Annotated in this window: 13 protein-coding genes; 4 read left to right on the top strand and 9 right to left on the bottom strand. The window is 65.3% G+C overall.

Annotation, left to right across the window (positions count from 1 at the left end; genetic code table 11):
* Window positions 1-36: 36 nt before the first annotated feature.
* Genes HV773_RS00265 through HV773_RS00280 form a run of 4 tightly spaced genes read right to left on the bottom strand, consistent with a single transcriptional unit; the run spans window position 37 to window position 3904 of the window.
* Window positions 37-783, bottom strand: a complete 747-nt coding sequence (locus HV773_RS00265; protein WP_129561222.1) for a PqiC family protein — start codon at window positions 781-783, stop codon at window positions 37-39.
* A complete protein-coding gene (locus HV773_RS00270) occupies window positions 780-2417 on the bottom strand; it encodes a PqiB family protein (protein WP_129561223.1) in 1638 nt (545 codons plus the stop codon). Before HV773_RS00270 ends, HV773_RS00265 begins: the two co-directional genes overlap by 4 nt.
* On the bottom strand, window positions 2410-3072 hold the full coding sequence (locus HV773_RS00275; RefSeq protein WP_129561224.1) for a paraquat-inducible protein A: 663 nt from the start codon (window positions 3070-3072) through the stop codon (window positions 2410-2412). The genes HV773_RS00270 and HV773_RS00275 overlap by 8 nt, the downstream gene beginning before the upstream one ends.
* A 34-nt stretch (window positions 3073-3106) precedes the next feature.
* Complete coding sequence (locus tag HV773_RS00280; RefSeq protein WP_129561225.1) at window positions 3107-3904, bottom strand: paraquat-inducible protein A; 798 nt, start codon at window positions 3902-3904, stop codon at window positions 3107-3109.
* Window positions 3905-4480: 576 nt separating this feature from the next.
* Here HV773_RS00280 and HV773_RS00285 point away from each other — a divergent pair.
* Complete coding sequence (locus HV773_RS00285; protein WP_227875390.1) at window positions 4481-4963, top strand: YceI family protein; 483 nt, start codon at window positions 4481-4483, stop codon at window positions 4961-4963.
* Window positions 4964-5061: 98 nt separating this feature from the next.
* On the opposite strand, the gene secF is transcribed toward HV773_RS00285, so the two are convergent.
* The 5 genes from secF to queA all read right to left on the bottom strand — a co-directional run bounded on the left by secF (window position 5062) and on the right by queA (window position 11229).
* Window positions 5062-6012 carry a protein translocase subunit SecF gene (secF, locus tag HV773_RS00290; protein WP_129561227.1) on the bottom strand — a complete coding sequence of 317 codons (951 nt, stop codon included), beginning with the start codon at window positions 6010-6012 and terminating at the stop codon, window positions 5062-5064.
* 15 nt (window positions 6013-6027) lie between these two features.
* Window positions 6028-8085, bottom strand: coding sequence for a protein translocase subunit SecD (secD, locus tag HV773_RS00295; RefSeq protein ID WP_129561228.1), 2058 nt, complete (start codon window positions 8083-8085; stop codon window positions 6028-6030).
* Window positions 8086-8248: 163 nt separating this feature from the next.
* On the bottom strand, window positions 8249-8578 hold the full coding sequence (yajC, locus tag HV773_RS00300; RefSeq protein WP_129561229.1) for a preprotein translocase subunit YajC: 330 nt from the start codon (window positions 8576-8578) through the stop codon (window positions 8249-8251).
* Between the two features lie 293 nt (window positions 8579-8871).
* Window positions 8872-10071, bottom strand: a complete 1200-nt coding sequence (tgt, locus tag HV773_RS00305) for a tRNA guanosine(34) transglycosylase Tgt (RefSeq protein WP_129561230.1) — start codon at window positions 10069-10071, stop codon at window positions 8872-8874.
* Window positions 10072-10167: 96 nt separating this feature from the next.
* Window positions 10168-11229, bottom strand: coding sequence for a tRNA preQ1(34) S-adenosylmethionine ribosyltransferase-isomerase QueA (gene queA / locus HV773_RS00310; protein ID WP_129561231.1), 1062 nt, complete (start codon window positions 11227-11229; stop codon window positions 10168-10170).
* Window positions 11230-11454: 225 nt separating this feature from the next.
* Between queA and recG the strand changes: the two genes are divergently transcribed.
* The 3 genes from recG to HV773_RS37215 all read left to right on the top strand — a co-directional run bounded on the left by recG (window position 11455) and on the right by HV773_RS37215 (window position 15294).
* Window positions 11455-13818, top strand: a complete 2364-nt coding sequence (gene recG / locus HV773_RS00315) for an ATP-dependent DNA helicase RecG (RefSeq protein ID WP_129561232.1) — start codon at window positions 11455-11457, stop codon at window positions 13816-13818.
* A 192-nt stretch (window positions 13819-14010) separates the two neighbouring features.
* Window positions 14011-14970 (top strand): hydrogen peroxide-inducible genes activator, encoded by a 960-nt coding sequence (locus HV773_RS00320; RefSeq protein ID WP_129561233.1) that lies wholly within the window; start codon window positions 14011-14013, stop codon window positions 14968-14970.
* A 201-nt stretch (window positions 14971-15171) separates the two neighbouring features.
* Window positions 15172-15294 (top strand): hypothetical protein, encoded by a 123-nt coding sequence (locus HV773_RS37215; protein WP_257791184.1) that lies wholly within the window; start codon window positions 15172-15174, stop codon window positions 15292-15294.
* Window positions 15295-15298 lie beyond the last annotated feature (4 nt).

Raw genomic sequence — 15298 nt, forward strand, 5'->3', positions numbered from 1 at the left:
CGAACCGCGTCCGTCCTCAGTTGTCCGCGCAGGGACTCAGCCCGCCGTTGCGGCGGTGGACGCGGCCTGCGGGCAGGCGATGCTGGTCATGGGCGACATGTGCGTCGAGGTTTTCGCGCCGTTCTTCGCCGTGGTCTTCGTGCTGGCAGTCGCGCTCGCTTGCGGCGCGGCGGCGAGCGCGCGCACGCCGCTCGCGATGGCCTGCGAGAGCGCCGCCACCGCGCGCCGGTGACCGATCACGAGCGCATCATAGCCGTCGCCGACGGGCTCGTTGAGCACGCTGCGGCAGGTCATGACCGTCTGCGAGTCGAGCGCACGCACGCTCCAGACCGCGTCGATGAGGGCATGCGAGCCCGGCCACGATTCGAAGCGCTGAACGTTTACGCTCACGCGATAGACCGGCACGCCCTCGGGATGCGGCGAGCCGTACACGTCGATGGCGCCGAGCTGCTGCGTGAGATCGCCGGAGAGCGCGCGGCGAATCTCGTCGCCGGGCAGCGAAGCCCAGCGTTCCTGCTCGAGCACCTTGACCTGATTGGCGTTGTTCTGCACGACGAACTGCAGCTTTGCAACCTGCGGCGGCACGTCGACCGGCGCGAGTGCGATGAGCAAAGCCTGATTGCCCGTGGTCGAGGCGACGCTCGCATGCGCGGCATCGTCGGTGGGGCTTAGCGTGTAGAAGCGGCTGACGGGCGAGGCGCAGCCCGCGAGCGCCGCCACGAAGGCGAGCGCCGCGAGGGCCGGGGCTGCGGGGAGCCGCAGGGGGAGCCGGCGAAACGTCATGGCTTGTCTCCTGATTTGCCGCGCAGCAGCGATTCGGGATGGCGCTCCAGATAGTCGGAGAGCGCGTTGAGGGATTGCAGTGTGCGCGTGAGTTCCTGCAGCGCCTGATGCACGTCCGATTGCAGCGGCGAATCCTGCTGCAGCGTGGACTGCGCGGCGCTGAAGGTCTTCTGCGCCTGGTCGAGCGTGCCGCGCATCTGCGGCAGGATCTCGTCGTTGACCTTGCCGAACAACTGGTTCGCGTTCTTCAGCGAGTCGTTCAGGTTGTTGCCGATCTGATCGAACGGGATCTTGTCGAGCTTCTTCGCGATGTCGGCGACTTGTGCCTGCAGTTCCTCGAGGGAGTTCGGGATCGTCGGCAGTTCCATCGGGACGTGGTCGAAGTCCACCTTGGCGGCCGGCGCCTTCGGGAAGATATCGAGCGCGACGTAGAGCTGGCCGGTGATCAGGTTGCCGGTGCGCAACTGGCCACGCAGGCCGCGCGCGACCAGGCGCTTGACGAGCTCCTGGCCTTGCGGCGAACCCGGAATGGGCGCGTCGCCTCGCGTGCGGCGCGCGAGGCGCTGCGGATACAGGTCCATCGTCACCGGCATCGTGAAGTTGTGCTCCTTCGGGTCGTATTCGATGCCGATGCCTGTCACCTGGCCGAGCACGATGCCGCGGAAGTCGACCGGCGCGCCTACCGAGAGGCCGCGCAGCGACTGGTTGAAGTACATCACCACGCGCTGCGGCGCGCCGTCGGGCTCGCGCATGGCTTCAACCTCGTCGGTCGCGAGCGTGAAGGTGGAGTAGTCGGGCGCCTGCGGACCCATTGCCTGGCCAGGCGGCGCCTGGAATGCGAGGCCGCCCACGATGACGGTCGCGAGCGACTGCGTATTGACCTTGATGCCGTTCGAATCGAGTTGCACGTTCACGCCGCTCGCGTGCCACCAGCGCGTGTTGGTGCCCACGTACTGATCGTAGGGCGCGCTCACGAACACCTGCACGGTCACACCGTTGCCGTCCTTGTCGAGCGAGTAGCCCGTCACCTGGCCCACCTGGATGCGCCGGTAGAAAATGGGCGTGCCGATGTCGAGCGAGCCGAGCGCCTCGCTATGCAGCGTGTAGCGGTGGCCTTTTTCGTCGATGGTCACGGCGGGAGGCGTCTCGAGCCCGACGAAGTCGCTCGCGGTATCGCTCGAGCGGCCCGGGTCGGCGCCAATGTAGGAGCCCGAAAGCAGCGTGCCGAGACCCGAGACGCCGCTCGCGCCGATACGCGCGCGCACGACCCAGAAGTGGCTGTCCTTTTTGGCGAAATTTTCGGCGTCCTTGGTGAGTTCCACGGTCACGAGCACGCGTGAGAGATTCGGCGAAAGCTTGATGGCGCGCACCGAGCCGATATCGACGTCCTTGTATTTGACCTTGGTTTTGCCGGGTTCGAGTCCTTCGGCGCTCAGGAAGCTGATCGTGATGGTCGGGCCGCGCGAGGTCACCGATTTCACCACGAGCGCGATGCCGATCAAGGCCGCCACGAGCGGCACGATCCAGACGAGCGAAGGGAGCCAGCGCCTCGGCTTGACGATGTCCGGCTCGGGAAGGTCAGGCGGCAGCGAGCCGCCACCAGCGGGCGGGGTCGGTCCTTTCGGACTATTCATGAGGGCGATCCTGAGAGTGTTGCGATGGTTGCTGTTTATCTTCGTCTACCGGATCCCAGATGAGGCGCGGATCGAACTGCATCGACGCCAGCATCGTCAGGATCACGACCGAGCCGAACGCTATCGCGCCGGGCCCCGCCGTAATCACCGCAAGCGACTGGAAGCGTACCAGCGCGACGGTCAGTGTGACCACGAACACGTCCAGCATCGACCAGCGGCCGATGAACTCGACGAGCCTGTAGAGCTTGGTGCGTTCGGCGGGGCGCCACTTGGAGCGGCGCTGCGCCGTGGTGCAAAGCAGTGCGAGCACCGAGAGCTTGAGCATGGGCACGAGAATGCTCGCGATGAAGACGATCACCGCGAGCGGTGCGTCGCCCGAGGTCCAGAAGTAGGCGACGCCGCTCATGATGGTGTCGTCCTCGTCGCCGACGAGCGAAGCCGTGTGCATCACCGGCAGCAGATTCGCAGGGATGTACAGGATCGCAGCGGCGAACAGCAGCGCCCAGGTGCGCGTGAGGCTGTCGGGGTGGCGCACGTGCATCGGCGATTGGCAGCGTGCGCAGCGTGCATGAGCGGCCTCGCGCTCGCGCGGCTGCACGTGGCCGCAAGCGTGGCAGGAGACGAGGCCGGCGTCGGTGGCGGTGACAAATTTCATCGGATTGCCTCGGTGCACTGGAGGGGCGTTGGGTTCATCGCGGGCTCAAGCCAGAAGCGTCCGCGCTGCCGCCGTGCGGCTTCGGTGCGGCGGGATCGCGAATTTCGGGGCTGGCGAGCGGGTGGTTCGGTCCGCCCGGACTGTCCGGGCCGGTCTCGGGCCCGCCGCCCGAACCCGTCCCGCCGTCCGCCGGTCCGGCGCCGCCGAGCCGCGGGGCACGCTGGCGTTCGCGCAGGTCGTCGGCGATATCCCACAGCGTGCGTGCGTCGAAGGTCAGGACCACGGTGATCATGAGCGTGAGCGTGCCGAACGCGAACAGCGCGGTTTCCGGAATCACGCGGGCGAGGCTCACCATCTTCACAACGGTGATGAGCACGCCCAGCATGAAGACTTCGAGCATGCCCCAGGGGCGCACGAGCTGGATCGTGCGCAGCACGAGGTTGAATCCCGGTGGAATGACGCCGCGCCGGATCGGCAGGAGTACATAGAGCAGCGCGACCAATTCCGTGAGCGGGCAAAGGATCGTGGCGAAAAAGACCATCACCGCGACGATCTGCATGTTCTCGCCCCACAGCACCACGAGCGCGCCGAACAGGCTCGACTGCGACACGATCCCATTGGCATCGAGCTCGATGATGGGAAACGACTGGGCGATGATGAACGTGACGAGCGCGGCGACCGTGATTGCGCAAATGCGGTCGAGCTGCGAAGACGCGCTGTTATAGAGCGTTGCGCCGCAACGCGTGCAACGTGCGCTCTGTCGCCCGAGCAGGCGAGGCTTTTGGTAGAGCGCGTCGCATTCGTGACACGCGATCAGATTGTCCAGGGCCATGCGGGCAGAAGACGCAAAACGACGTGAAAGGAACGAAAGGCGCTGGCGCCGCAACGGCGCGGCATCGGCACTGCCGGCCATGTTACCAAAGGAGGCCGGCAATACGGGCTTCCTTCTGTGAGCGGACGCGGCGGGCCGCGGGTCCGGGTCGGGCCGCGTCACGGCCCGAACGGCGTGAGAGTGTGCCATGTTTGTTGCAACTGCGCGCGGCGTCTGTGCAACAGTCGTGCGTCGGCGCAGGCGGGCAAGCCGGCTTCGCGCCGCCGGCCTTGCCGCGTTCTCGTGTTGCGTCGCATCACGCTTGCGCCGCAACGCGCGATCCGCAGGTGCGCGCAGGCGTGCCGCCAGGTTATCTTTCATTCTGAGCGGCCGAGTTACCGGCCATCCCTCCAGGGAGCTCGCGCGGGCGGCGGGTACGATTGGCGGAGGTTCCCGGCGCCCGGGGTGGGGAAGAGCATGGAAGCATTGAACTCAATCGCGCGTTTGACTGGAGGCCGGGCGCGCGCCGTGTCCATCGTGACCCGCGTGCTCGTGGTGCCAGCGCTGCTGGCCACGAGCGGCGCGGCCTGGGCGCAAATGGACGCGGGCAAGAGCACGATCGTGGCGGTCTCGCGGCAAATGAGCGTGCCCGTGGAGGGCCGATTCATGAAGTTCGATGCGCAGATCAACTTCGATCCGGCGAAGCCGGCGGCGGGCACGGCGCGCCTGACGGTCGATACGGGCAGCTACGACCTCGGCGACCCGAGCTACAACGACTCGGTGCGCGGTCCCGAATGGTTCGATGCGAAGGCCTACCCGCAGGCCACCTTCGTCTCCACGTCGATCACACCGACGGGACCGAACCAGTACAGCGTGAGCGGCAACATGACGATCAAGGGGCACACCCAGCCCGTTGTGGCGCCGGTCGTGCTCACCCAGCAGGGCGCGACGCAGACCTTCGACGGCACGCTGCCCATTCATCGGCTCGCGTTCGATATCGGCACGGGAGAGTGGAAGGACACCTCGACCGTCGCGGACGAAGTGCTGATCAAGTTTCACATCGTCGTTACGCGCAAGTAGCGGGTAACTGGCGGGCAACACGCGAAAAAAAAGCCGGTTCGTGAGAGCCGGCTTTTTGCTTTTCATTGCGTTCGATCGTATTCGACGCAGCGCAGGGTTTAAACCTGGGCGCCCGCATTCGGATCGTTCGGGTCGTACTTGTCTTTCTTGTCCTTGATGAGGTCCTCGCGCTTCACACCGAGCCACATCGAGAGCGATGCGGCCACGAACACCGACGAGTAGATGCCGAACAGAATACCCACCGTCAGCGCGAGCGCGAAGTAGTGCAGCGTCGGGCCGCCGAAGAAGAACATCGAGAGCACCATCATTTCCGTACAGCCGTGGGTGATGATGGTCCGCGACATCGTGCTCGTGATCGCGTGGTTGATGACTTCCATGACGGTCATCTTGCGTTCGCGTTTGAAGGTCTCGCGAATCCGGTCGAAGATAACCACCGACTCGTTCACCGAATAGCCGAGCACCGCGAGCACCGCCGCGAGCACGGAGAGCGAGAACTCCCACTGGAAGAACGCGAAGAAGCCGAGAATGATCACCACGTCGTGCAGGTTCGCGATCACGCCGGCCACGGCGTACTTCCACTCGAAGCGGAACGACAGATAGATGATGATGCCGGCGACCACGCACGCGAGCGCCATCAGTCCATCCGTGGCGAGTTCCTTGCCGACCTGCGGGCCGACGAACTCCACGCGCTGCAACTGCACCTGCGCGTTGTCGGCCTTGAGCGTGGACATCACCTGGTCGCTTTGCTGCGCCGAGGAGAGGCCCTGCTTGATCGGCAGGCGGATCAGCACGTCGCGCGAGGTGCCGAAGTTCTGCACCTGGGCGTCGCTGTAGCCGATCTTCGTGAGCGAATCGCGCACGGGTTCGAGCGGGACCGCCTGCGGGTACTGCACCTCGATGACCGTGCCGCCCGTGAACTCGATCGACAAATGCAGGCCGCGGTGAAACAGGAAGAACACCGCCGCGATGAACGTGATGAAGGAAATCGCGTTGAAGATCAACGCGTGCTTCATGAACGGGATGTCTTTGCGGATGCGGAAAAATTCCATGTTCTTGACTCCGTATCAGCGCGACGAGCCCGGGGTGCCGGGGTCGCCTGGGTTGTTGCGGCGGCGCACGACCGGCTTGGCGCGGGTGGTGCCCTTGGCGCCGGCCTTCGCACTGGCCTTTTCGGTTTCGCGAGGCTTCGCGGCCGACGCCATGGCGCGGCCCAGATCCGTGTCGGTGTCGGACGCGCCCAGTGCGAGCGCACCGGCTTCCGGCTCCGGACGCCACACCTGGCCCACGGCCAGCGACTTGAGCTTCTTCTTGCCGCCGTACCAGAGATTCACGATCCCGCGCGAGAAGAACACGGCCGAGAACATCGAGGTCAGAATGCCGATGCAGTGCACGATCGCAAAGCCGCGCACCGGGCCCGAGCCAAACGCGAGCAACGCGAGACCGGCGATGAGCGTGGTCACGTTCGAGTCGAGAATCGTGGCCCAGGCGTGCGCGTAGCCGTTCTGGATGGCCAGTTGCGGTGGCGCGCCGTGGCGCAATTCTTCGCGCACGCGCTCGTTAATAAGCACGTTCGCGTCGATCGCCATACCGAGCGCGAGCGCGATAGCCGCGATGCCCGGCAGCGTGAGCGTGGCCTGCAGCATCGAGAGCACGGCCACCAGCAGCAGCAGGTTCACCGAGAGGCCGATCATCGAGATCAGGCCGAACAGCATGTAGTAGCAGACCATGAACACGGCGATCGCGGCGAAGCCGTAGACCACCGAGTCGAAACCCTTGCGGATGTTGTCCGCACCAAGGCTCGGGCCGACCGTGCGTTCCTCGATGATGTCCATGGGCGCGGCGAGCGAGCCCGCGCGCAGTAGCAGCGCGAGGTCGGCGGCGGCCTGCGGCGTGGGCTGGCCCGTGATCTGGAAGCGGTCGCCGAGTTCCGACTGGATCGTGGCCACCGTCAGCACTTCGCCCTTGCCCTTCTCGAACAGCACCATCGCCATCGGCTTGCCGATGTTGTCGCGCGAGACGCTGCGCACCGAGCGCCCACCCGCCGAGTCGAGGCGGATGTTGACCGACGGACGGTTGTGCTCGTCGAAGCCCGCCGAAGCGTCGATGATGCGGTCGCCCGTGAAGATCACCTGCTTGCGCAGCAGCACGGGACCGACGTTGCCTTGCGTGAAGAGCTCGTCGCCGGGCGGCACCGGGTCGGACGGGTTCGGATGCAAGCCGTTCGGGTCGGCGAGGCGCGCTTCGAGCGTGGCCGTGCGGCCGATGATGTCCTTCGCCTTCGCGGTGTCCTGCACGCCGGGCAGCTCGACCACGATGCGGTCGTCGCCTTGCTGCTGGATCACGGGCTCGGCCACGCCGAGTTCGTTCACGCGGTTATGCAGCGTGGTGATGTTCTGCTTGAGCGCGGCGTCCTGCACCGACTTCTTCACGGCCGGCGTGAAGGTGCCGACGAGCTGCACGCTGCCATCGGGCGCGTTCTGCGTGGCCCAGACGAGTTCGGCGACGCCGCTCGCGCCCGAGAGCACCTTGCGCGCCTGCTCGGCCACGGCCGGGTCGGCGAAGTTGATCACGACGCTCTGGTTGACGCGGTTCACGCCACCGTCGCGGATGTTGCGGTCGCGCAGGATCGTGCGTGCGTCCGAAGCGTCGGAGTCGAGCTTCTTGTTGAGCGCGCCGTTCATGTCGACCTGCAGCAGGAAGTGCACGCCGCCGCGCAGGTCCAGACCGAGGTACATCGGCAGCGCGTGCAGCGCCGTCAGCCAGCGGGGCGAGGCGCTTTGCAGGTTCAGCGCGACGATATAGCTCGGGTCGGTCGGGTCGGGGTTCAGCGTCTTCGCGAGCACGTCCTTCAGACGCAGCTGCGTGTCCGTGTCGGCGACGCGCACGCGGATGTTCGCGTTCAGCGACGAGTTGTCGAACGTGACTTCGTCGGCCTTGATGTTGTTCGCGGGGAGCGCGGCTTCGATCTGCGCGAGCGTGCCCGAGTCCAGCTTCACGGTGGCTTTGCCGCTCGATACCTGGACCGCCGGCGCTTCGCCGAAGAAATTGGGCAATGTGTACACGAGGCCGATGACGAGCGCCACCAGCATCACGACATATTTCCAGAGGGGGTAACGGTTCATTGCTTGGCCCAACGGGGGAGGGAAATGGCCTGCACGATGTGCATGCGTCCGACCGAGCCTTCACGATGCCTATGACGGGCGTGTCAGGGACACTTCAGGGGCGGGGCCGGACGCACAAGGCCGCCGGTTTGGCAGCAGCCTGGAGAAGACAATCGCTGGAGGCTTACAGCGACTTGATCGTGCCCTTCGGCAGGATGGTCGAGACCGACGACTTCTGCACGGTGATTTCCGTGCCGTCCGAGATTTCGACGCCGACGTAGGCTTCGCTAACCTTGGTCACCTTGCCGACGATGCCGCCGCTCGTGATGACTTCGTCGCCCTTGGCCATGGCGGCGAGCATGTTGCGGTGTTCCTTCTGGCGCTTCATCTGCGGACGAATCATGATGAAGTACAGCACGGCGAACATCAGAATGAGCGGCAGGAAGCTCATGAGGCTCGATTCTGCGCTGCCGACTGCGGAGCCTTGGGCGAAGGCATTGGAAATGAACGACACGTTGGTCTCTCCGTTTATACGATCACTACGATCAAAGATACGATCAAAAAGCGAGCCGGTTATTCTACCACCGGCAAGATACGCGACGAGGGCGCAAAATGGGCTTTCCGATCAAGCTGTTATCACGTATTTGCCCGCCTGGGCGGGATACGACGCGATGGACCGGGCAGGAAAGCACCCAAGAAGCGCCGACGAGCGAAAGGCGATTGTAAAGTCTGGCGGCGCCCGCCGTATTCCGATATCGGAAAGCTTCGAAAGCGCCACCTCGTTTCGAGATGCTTGGGGCGCAGCGCTCAATCCACGCCGCGCGCGCGATTTTCGGCAAAACGCTTCCTGAACGCCTCGAACGTCCTGGTTTCGATGGCGGTGCGCATTTCGTTCATCAGTTCGAGGTAGTAGTGCAGGTTGTGAATCGTGTTGAGCTGCGCGCCGAGGATCTCGCCCACGCGGTGCAGATGGTGCAGATAGCCGCGCGTGAAGTTGCGGCAGGTGTAGCAGCCGCATTGCTCGTCGAGCGGGCGCAGCGAGTTGCGGTGCACGGCGTTGCGGATCTTGATGTCGCCAAAGCGCGTGAAGATCCAGCCGTTGCGCGCGTTGCGCGTGGGCATCACGCAGTCGAACATGTCGACGCCCGAGGCCACGCCCGCCACCAGGTCTTCCGGCGTGCCCACGCCCATCAGGTAATGCGGCTTGTCGGCGGGCAGCTTCGGCGCGATGTATTCGAGCACGCGCATCATGTCTTCCTTGGGCTCGCCCACCGAAAGGCCGCCGATCGCATAGCCGTGGAACGGCATCTGCGCGAGGCCGGCGAGCGATTCGTCGCGCAGGTCCTCGAACATGCCGCCCTGCACGATGCCAAACAGCGCATTCGGATTGCCAAGACGGTTGAACTCGTCGATCGAGCGCTGCGCCCAGCGCATCGACATGCGCATGGAGTCGGCCGCTTCCTTGTGCGTGGTCGGCACGCCGTTGGTCGCGTAGGGCGTGCACTCGTCGAACTGCATGACGATGTCCGAGTTCAGCACCTTCTGGATCTGCATCGACACTTCGGGCGAGAGGAACAGCTTGTCGCCGTTCACGGGCGAGGCGAAGCGCACGCCGTCTTCCGAGATCTTGCGCAGGTCGCCGAGCGAGAACACCTGGAAGCCGCCCGAATCGGTGAGGATCGGCCGGTTCCAGCCCATGAAGCGATGCAGGCCGCCGTGCGCCTCGATCGTTTCCAGACCGGGGCGTAGCCACAGGTGGAAGGTGTTGCCGAGGATGATCTTCGCCTGCATCTCCTCGAGTTCGCGCGGCTGGGTGGCCTTCACGGTGCCGTAGGTGCCCACCGGCATGAAGATCGGCGTTTCGACCACGCCGTGATTAAGCGTGACGCGGCCGCGCCGCGCCTGGCCGTCGGTGCCGAGCAGTTCGAATTTCAGGCCGTTTTGCGGGCGTTCGCCCAGATAGGCGCCGTGTTCGGCGCGTGCGTTGTTTTGATGACCGTCGGTCATGCGGTAACTCCTGTGCTACCGGAAAACAGTCCGGCGCAGATGGTGAAACGCCGCCGCGCGTTTGCATGTCGCGCGGCGGCAGGAAAGCGGTGCGTCTTACTTGTTGAGTGCGTCTTCAGTTCTCGTGAGCAGCATCGCGTCACCATAGCTGAAGAAGCGATAGCGCTCTTCGATCGCGTGACGGTACGCGGCGCGAATCGTCTCGATGCCCGCGAACGCCGAAACCAGCATCAGGAGCGTCGATTTCGGCAGGTGAAAGTTCGTGACGAGCCGGTCCACCACACGGAATTTGTATCCCGGCGTGATGAAGATGTCGGTCTCGGCGGACGTGGCGGCGAGTTCGCGGCCCGCGTTCGCGGCGTCGCGCGCGGCGGCTTCGAGCGCGCGCATCGAGGTGGTGCCCACCGCGATCACGCGACCGCCGCGTGCGCGCGTGGCCGCGATCTTGTCGACGAGCGATTGCGGCAGCTGATACCACTCGCTGTGCATCGTGTGATCGGCGATGTTCTCCACGCGCACCGGCTGGAACGTGCCCGCGCCCACGTGCAGCGTGAGCGTCGCGCGCTCCACGCCTTGCGCGTCGAGCTGTGCGAGGAGCGCGTCGTCGAAATGCAGGCCCGCCGTGGGCGCGGCCACCGCGCCCGGATTTTGCGCGAACACGGTCTGGTAACGCGTTTCGTCGTTCGCGTCGGCGTCGTGCGTGATATAGGGCGGTAGCGGCAGGCGGCCGAATTGCTCGATCAGCGTGAGGCAGTCGTCGGGGAAGTGCAGCGTGTAGAACGGCTCCACGCGCTCGCCCACGGTGACGTCGAACGCATCGGCCAGACGCAGCACCGTGCCGGGCCCCGGGCTCTTGCTCGCGCGGATCTGCGCGAGTGCCGTGCGCGCGCCGGTCAGGCGCTCGACGAGCACCTCGATCTTGCCCCCGCTGGCCTTCTGGCCGAAGAAGCGCGCCTTGAGCACCTTGGTATCGTTGAACACGAGCAGGTCGCCGGGCGCGATGCATGCGGGCAGCTCCGCGAAGCGGCGGTCGGTGAGGCGCGCGGGTTGCGTGGTGTTATTAACCTCCAGCAGACGGCTCGCGCTGCGCTCGGGCAGGGCGGCTTGCGCGATCAGTTCGGGAGGAAGATCGAAGTCGAAATCGGAAAGCTTGAACATACGGCCTGATGAAACGGAAATACGGCTTGAGACCCGGCGCGCGCTGCTTTTGAGCCGATGAACCGTCGGGCGATGGCCCGCGGTTGCGCCCCAAAATACGGCCGCAATGGCCGCCTGCGCACAGTGAGCGGCTATGATTGCGGGACATGCCCGTCTGGAGCGGGCTGCCGCGCGCTGCGCACTGCGCCTTGCCGGAAAGCCGATATTGTACTTGCGAAGCTGCTCATGCCCTCGTCCGTTAGCCGATTGATTTCCAAAGCCGATGCCACGAGCGAAGCGCACGACGACGTGCGCGAGCCAGCCAGGGCGCGTGCGGCCCCGGATGCGACCGCGCCCGAGGACGGCAGCGAGCCGCAGGCGCCGAAGGCCACAGCGCCGCGCAAACGCGCAGCCGGCAAGCCATCGGCCGACAAAGCCACGGACAACGCCACGGACAAAGCCGCAGTCAAAGGCGGCGACGGCGCCACGGCCAAAGACAAGCCCAAGCTCGCCAAAACCGCCGACCGCCTTGCCAAACTCGGCCTGCGCAGCGACATCGATCTGGTGCTGCATCTGCCGATGCGCTACGAGGACGAGACCACGCTCACGCCCATCGGCGAACTGCTGCCGGGCGGCATGGCGCAGACCGAAGGCGTGGTGTTCGACAACGAGATCGCTTATCGCCCGCGCCGCCAGTTGCTCGTGAAGCTGCAGGATCACAACGGCGACGAACTCCACTTGCGCTTCCTGAACTTCTACGGCTCGCAGGTCACGCAGATGGCGATCGGCAAGCGCTTGCGCGTGCGCGGCGATGTGCGCGGCGGCTTTTTCGGCATGGAGATGGTGCATCCGGCGGTGAAGGTTGTCGAAGGCGACACGCCACTGCCGCAGGCGCTCACACCGGTGTATCCGTCGACGGCGGGCGTGAGCCAGGCGTATCTGCGCAAGGCGATCGACAATGCGCTCGCGCGTGCGCATCTGCCCGAGCTTCTGCCCGATACGGTGGCGCACGAGTTCATGGAGCCGCTGAACCTGCCGCCTTTGATGGAGGCAGTGAACACGCTGCACCATCCGCCCATTGATGCCGACGAGCACGAGTTTATCGACGGCACGCACCCCGCGTGGACGCGCATCAAGTTCGACGAACTGCTCGCGCAGCAGCTTTCGCTCAAGCGCGCGCACGAGGAGCGCCGCACGCGCGCCGCGCCCGCGATGACGCGTCACGTGGCCGGACGCGATTCGAGCACGGCGCTGCTCGCGCGCTTGCGCGCGGCGCTGCCCTTTACGCTAACCGGGGCACAGGAGCGCGTGGTCGAGGAGATCGCGCGCGACCTCGAACAGCCGCACCCGATGCAGCGTCTTTTGCAAGGCGACGTGGGCAGCGGCAAGACCGTGGTGGCGGCGCTCGCCGCCGCGCAGGCCATCGACGCCGGCTATCAGGCCGCGCTCATGGCGCCCACCGAAATTCTCGCGGAGCAGCACGCGCGCAAGCTGCGCGGCTGGCTCGAGCCGCTCGGCGTGCAGGTGGCCTGGCTCTCGGGCAGCCTCAAGGCGAAGGAAAAGCGCGCCGCGCTCGAAGCCGCGGCGCTGGGCACGGCGCAGCTCGTGATCGGCACGCACGCGATCATTCAGGACGCCGTGGAATTCGCGCGGCTCGGTCTCGTGATCGTCGACGAACAGCATCGCTTCGGCGTCGAGCAGCGCCTCGCGCTGCGCGCCAAGGCCCAAAACGCGAAGACGCCTGAGCAAACCACGGCGGCGGCTACTGCCACGGCGGCGCGCGAGTTCCAGCCGCACCAGTTGATGATGTCGGCGACGCCCATTCCGCGCACGCTCGCCATGACGTACTACGCGGACCTCGATGTCTCCACCATCGACGAGTTGCCGCCCGGCCGCACGCCGATTCTCACGAAGCTGATCTCCGACGCGCGCCGCGAAGAGGTGATCGCGCGGGTGCGCGCGGCGGCGCTCACGGGGCGCCAGGTGTACTGGGTGTGCCCGCTGATCGAGGAAAGCGAGACGCTGCAGCTGCAGACCGCGGTGGAGACCTACGAAACGCTCGTGGCCGCGCTTCCCGAGCTCACGGTCGGGCTCGTGCACGGACGTCTTGCGTCGGCGGACAAGGCCGCCGTGATGGACGCGTTTTCACGCAACGAAGTGCAATTGCTGGTCGCGACTACGGTGATCGAAGTGGGTGTGGACGTGCCCAACGCCTCGCTGATGGTGATCGAGCACGCCGAGCGCTTCGGGCTCGCGCAGTTGCATCAATTGCGGGGGCGGGTGGGGCGCGGCAGTGCGGCGTCGGTCTGCCTGCTGCTCTATAGCGGACCGCTCTCGCTCACGGGGCGCGCGCGGCTGCAGACCATGCGCGAGACCACCGACGGCTTCGAGATCGCGCGCCGCGATCTCGAGATTCGCGGCCCCGGCGAGTTCCTCGGCGCACGCCAGTCGGGCGCGGCCATGCTGCGCTTCGCGAGTCTCGAAAACGACGCCTGGCTGATCGACCCCGCGCGAGACGCGGCGGAGTGCCTGCTGCGCGAGTGGCCGCACGTCGTCACGCAGCATCTGAACCGCTGGCTTGGCGCGCGCGAGCAGTATCTGAAGGCCTGATGTAGGTCCAGGGGCTGATCACGGACATCGTCGCCAGCGAAATTTCGCACGCGCGGAACCCGCGCGCCGCCGCGCCGTCTGAGCGTTCATGTGATCCCGCCCCGCATAGGGGTGTTGATTATTGGCGAATGGTCGCCATAGGTGTATAAGTACAAACTATTGATTCACCTCTTTTGATTGGTCCCCAAAGAAATGACGCTCACAGAATTGAAATACATCGTCGCTGTTGCCCGCGAGCGCCATTTTGGACGGGCCGCCGAGGCGTGCTTCGTGAGCCAGCCGACCTTGTCGGTTGCGATCAAGAAGCTCGAAGACGAGTTGAACGTGCAGATTTTCGAGCGCGGCACGAGCGAAGTGAGCGTGACGCCGATTGGCGAGCAGATCGTGACGCAGGCGCAGCGCGTGCTCGAACAGACGCTCGCGATCAAGGAAATCGCCAAGCAGGGCAAGGATCCGCTCGTCGGTCCGCTGCGTCTGGGCGTGATCTATACGATCGGGCCGTACCTGCTGCCCACGCTCGTCAAGCAGATGATCAAGCGGGTCCCGCAGATGCCGCTGATGCTCCAGGAGAACTACACGCTCAAGCTGATCGAGTTGCTCAAGCAGGGTGAGATCGACGTGGCGATCATGGCGCTGCCGTTTCCCGAAACCGGGCTCACGCTGCGCGCGCTCTACGACGAGCCGTTCGTGGTCGCGCTGCCCTCGGGCCATGCGTGGGAGCAGCGCGAGAAGATCGACCCCGACGACCTCAAGCAGGAAACCATGCTGCTGCTCGGCAGCGGCCATTGCTTCCGGGACCACGTGCTGGGCGTCTGTCCCGAGCTGATGCGTTTTTCGCAGAACGCCGACGGCATCCAGAAGACCTTCGAAGGCTCGTCGCTGGAGACGATCCGCCATATGGTGGCGAGCGGCGTGGGGATCACGGTGCTGCCGCGCATGTCGGTCACCGAAGTGAAGCCGCATGCGGGTGGCGTGGATTCGGGCCTGCTTTCTTACGTGCCGTTCGACGAGCCGGTGCCGGATCGCCGTGTCGTGATCGCCTGGCGCAAGAGCTTTACGCGCATGCCGGCGATCGAGGCTATCGTCGATGCAATTCACGCCTGCGAACTGCCGGGCGTGAAGCGGGTTGAAGCGCCTGCCGAGGCCGCTTGAAGTCCGCCTGAAGTTTTATCGCCCCGCGCGTCAGGTGCGCGTGGGGCATGCTCTCCCGCCTGACTTTCCCCCTTCGCTTTCTATCGTGTGACCCCAATAAGTCACGTCTATTAGATAGATAAAATTAATTAAATTTCAAATATCAATAGTGCTTGATACAGTTCTTTTCACTGATCCACTCAGGACGAACTGGAGAAAGCGATGCAAACCAACGTTCCGAACCCCGCCGCCGCAACGGTTCAAGCGTCCGCCCCAACGAGCGTCATCGCGGGCCTGCGCACTGTCGCGTTTTCGTTGCTCGTCGACCGGGCGCTCTCCGCCTGACCGA

The organism is Paraburkholderia caffeinitolerans (assembly GCF_902859945.1).
Classification (GTDB): domain Bacteria; phylum Pseudomonadota; class Gammaproteobacteria; order Burkholderiales; family Burkholderiaceae; genus Paraburkholderia; species Paraburkholderia caffeinitolerans.

Coding starts and splice junctions, on each gene's coding strand:
- HV773_RS00265 (WP_129561222.1), bottom strand. CDS start 783: ATGACGTTTCGCCGGCTCCCCCTGCGGCTCCCCGCAGCCCCGGCCCTC.
- queA (WP_129561231.1), bottom strand. CDS start 11,229: ATGTTCAAGCTTTCCGATTTCGACTTCGATCTTCCTCCCGAACTGATC.
- HV773_RS00285 (WP_227875390.1), top strand. CDS start 4,481: ATGGACGCGGGCAAGAGCACGATCGTGGCGGTCTCGCGGCAAATGAGC.
- HV773_RS00275 (WP_129561224.1), bottom strand. CDS start 3,072: ATGAAATTTGTCACCGCCACCGACGCCGGCCTCGTCTCCTGCCACGCT.
- recG (WP_129561232.1), top strand. CDS start 11,455: ATGCCCTCGTCCGTTAGCCGATTGATTTCCAAAGCCGATGCCACGAGC.
- HV773_RS37215 (WP_257791184.1), top strand. CDS start 15,172: ATGCAAACCAACGTTCCGAACCCCGCCGCCGCAACGGTTCAAGCGTCC.
- secF (WP_129561227.1), bottom strand. CDS start 6,012: ATGGAATTTTTCCGCATCCGCAAAGACATCCCGTTCATGAAGCACGCG.
- HV773_RS00280 (WP_129561225.1), bottom strand. CDS start 3,904: ATGGCCCTGGACAATCTGATCGCGTGTCACGAATGCGACGCGCTCTAC.
- HV773_RS00320 (WP_129561233.1), top strand. CDS start 14,011: ATGACGCTCACAGAATTGAAATACATCGTCGCTGTTGCCCGCGAGCGC.
- tgt (WP_129561230.1), bottom strand. CDS start 10,071: ATGACCGACGGTCATCAAAACAACGCACGCGCCGAACACGGCGCCTAT.
- secD (WP_129561228.1), bottom strand. CDS start 8,085: ATGAACCGTTACCCCCTCTGGAAATATGTCGTGATGCTGGTGGCGCTC.
- HV773_RS00270 (WP_129561223.1), bottom strand. CDS start 2,417: ATGAATAGTCCGAAAGGACCGACCCCGCCCGCTGGTGGCGGCTCGCTG.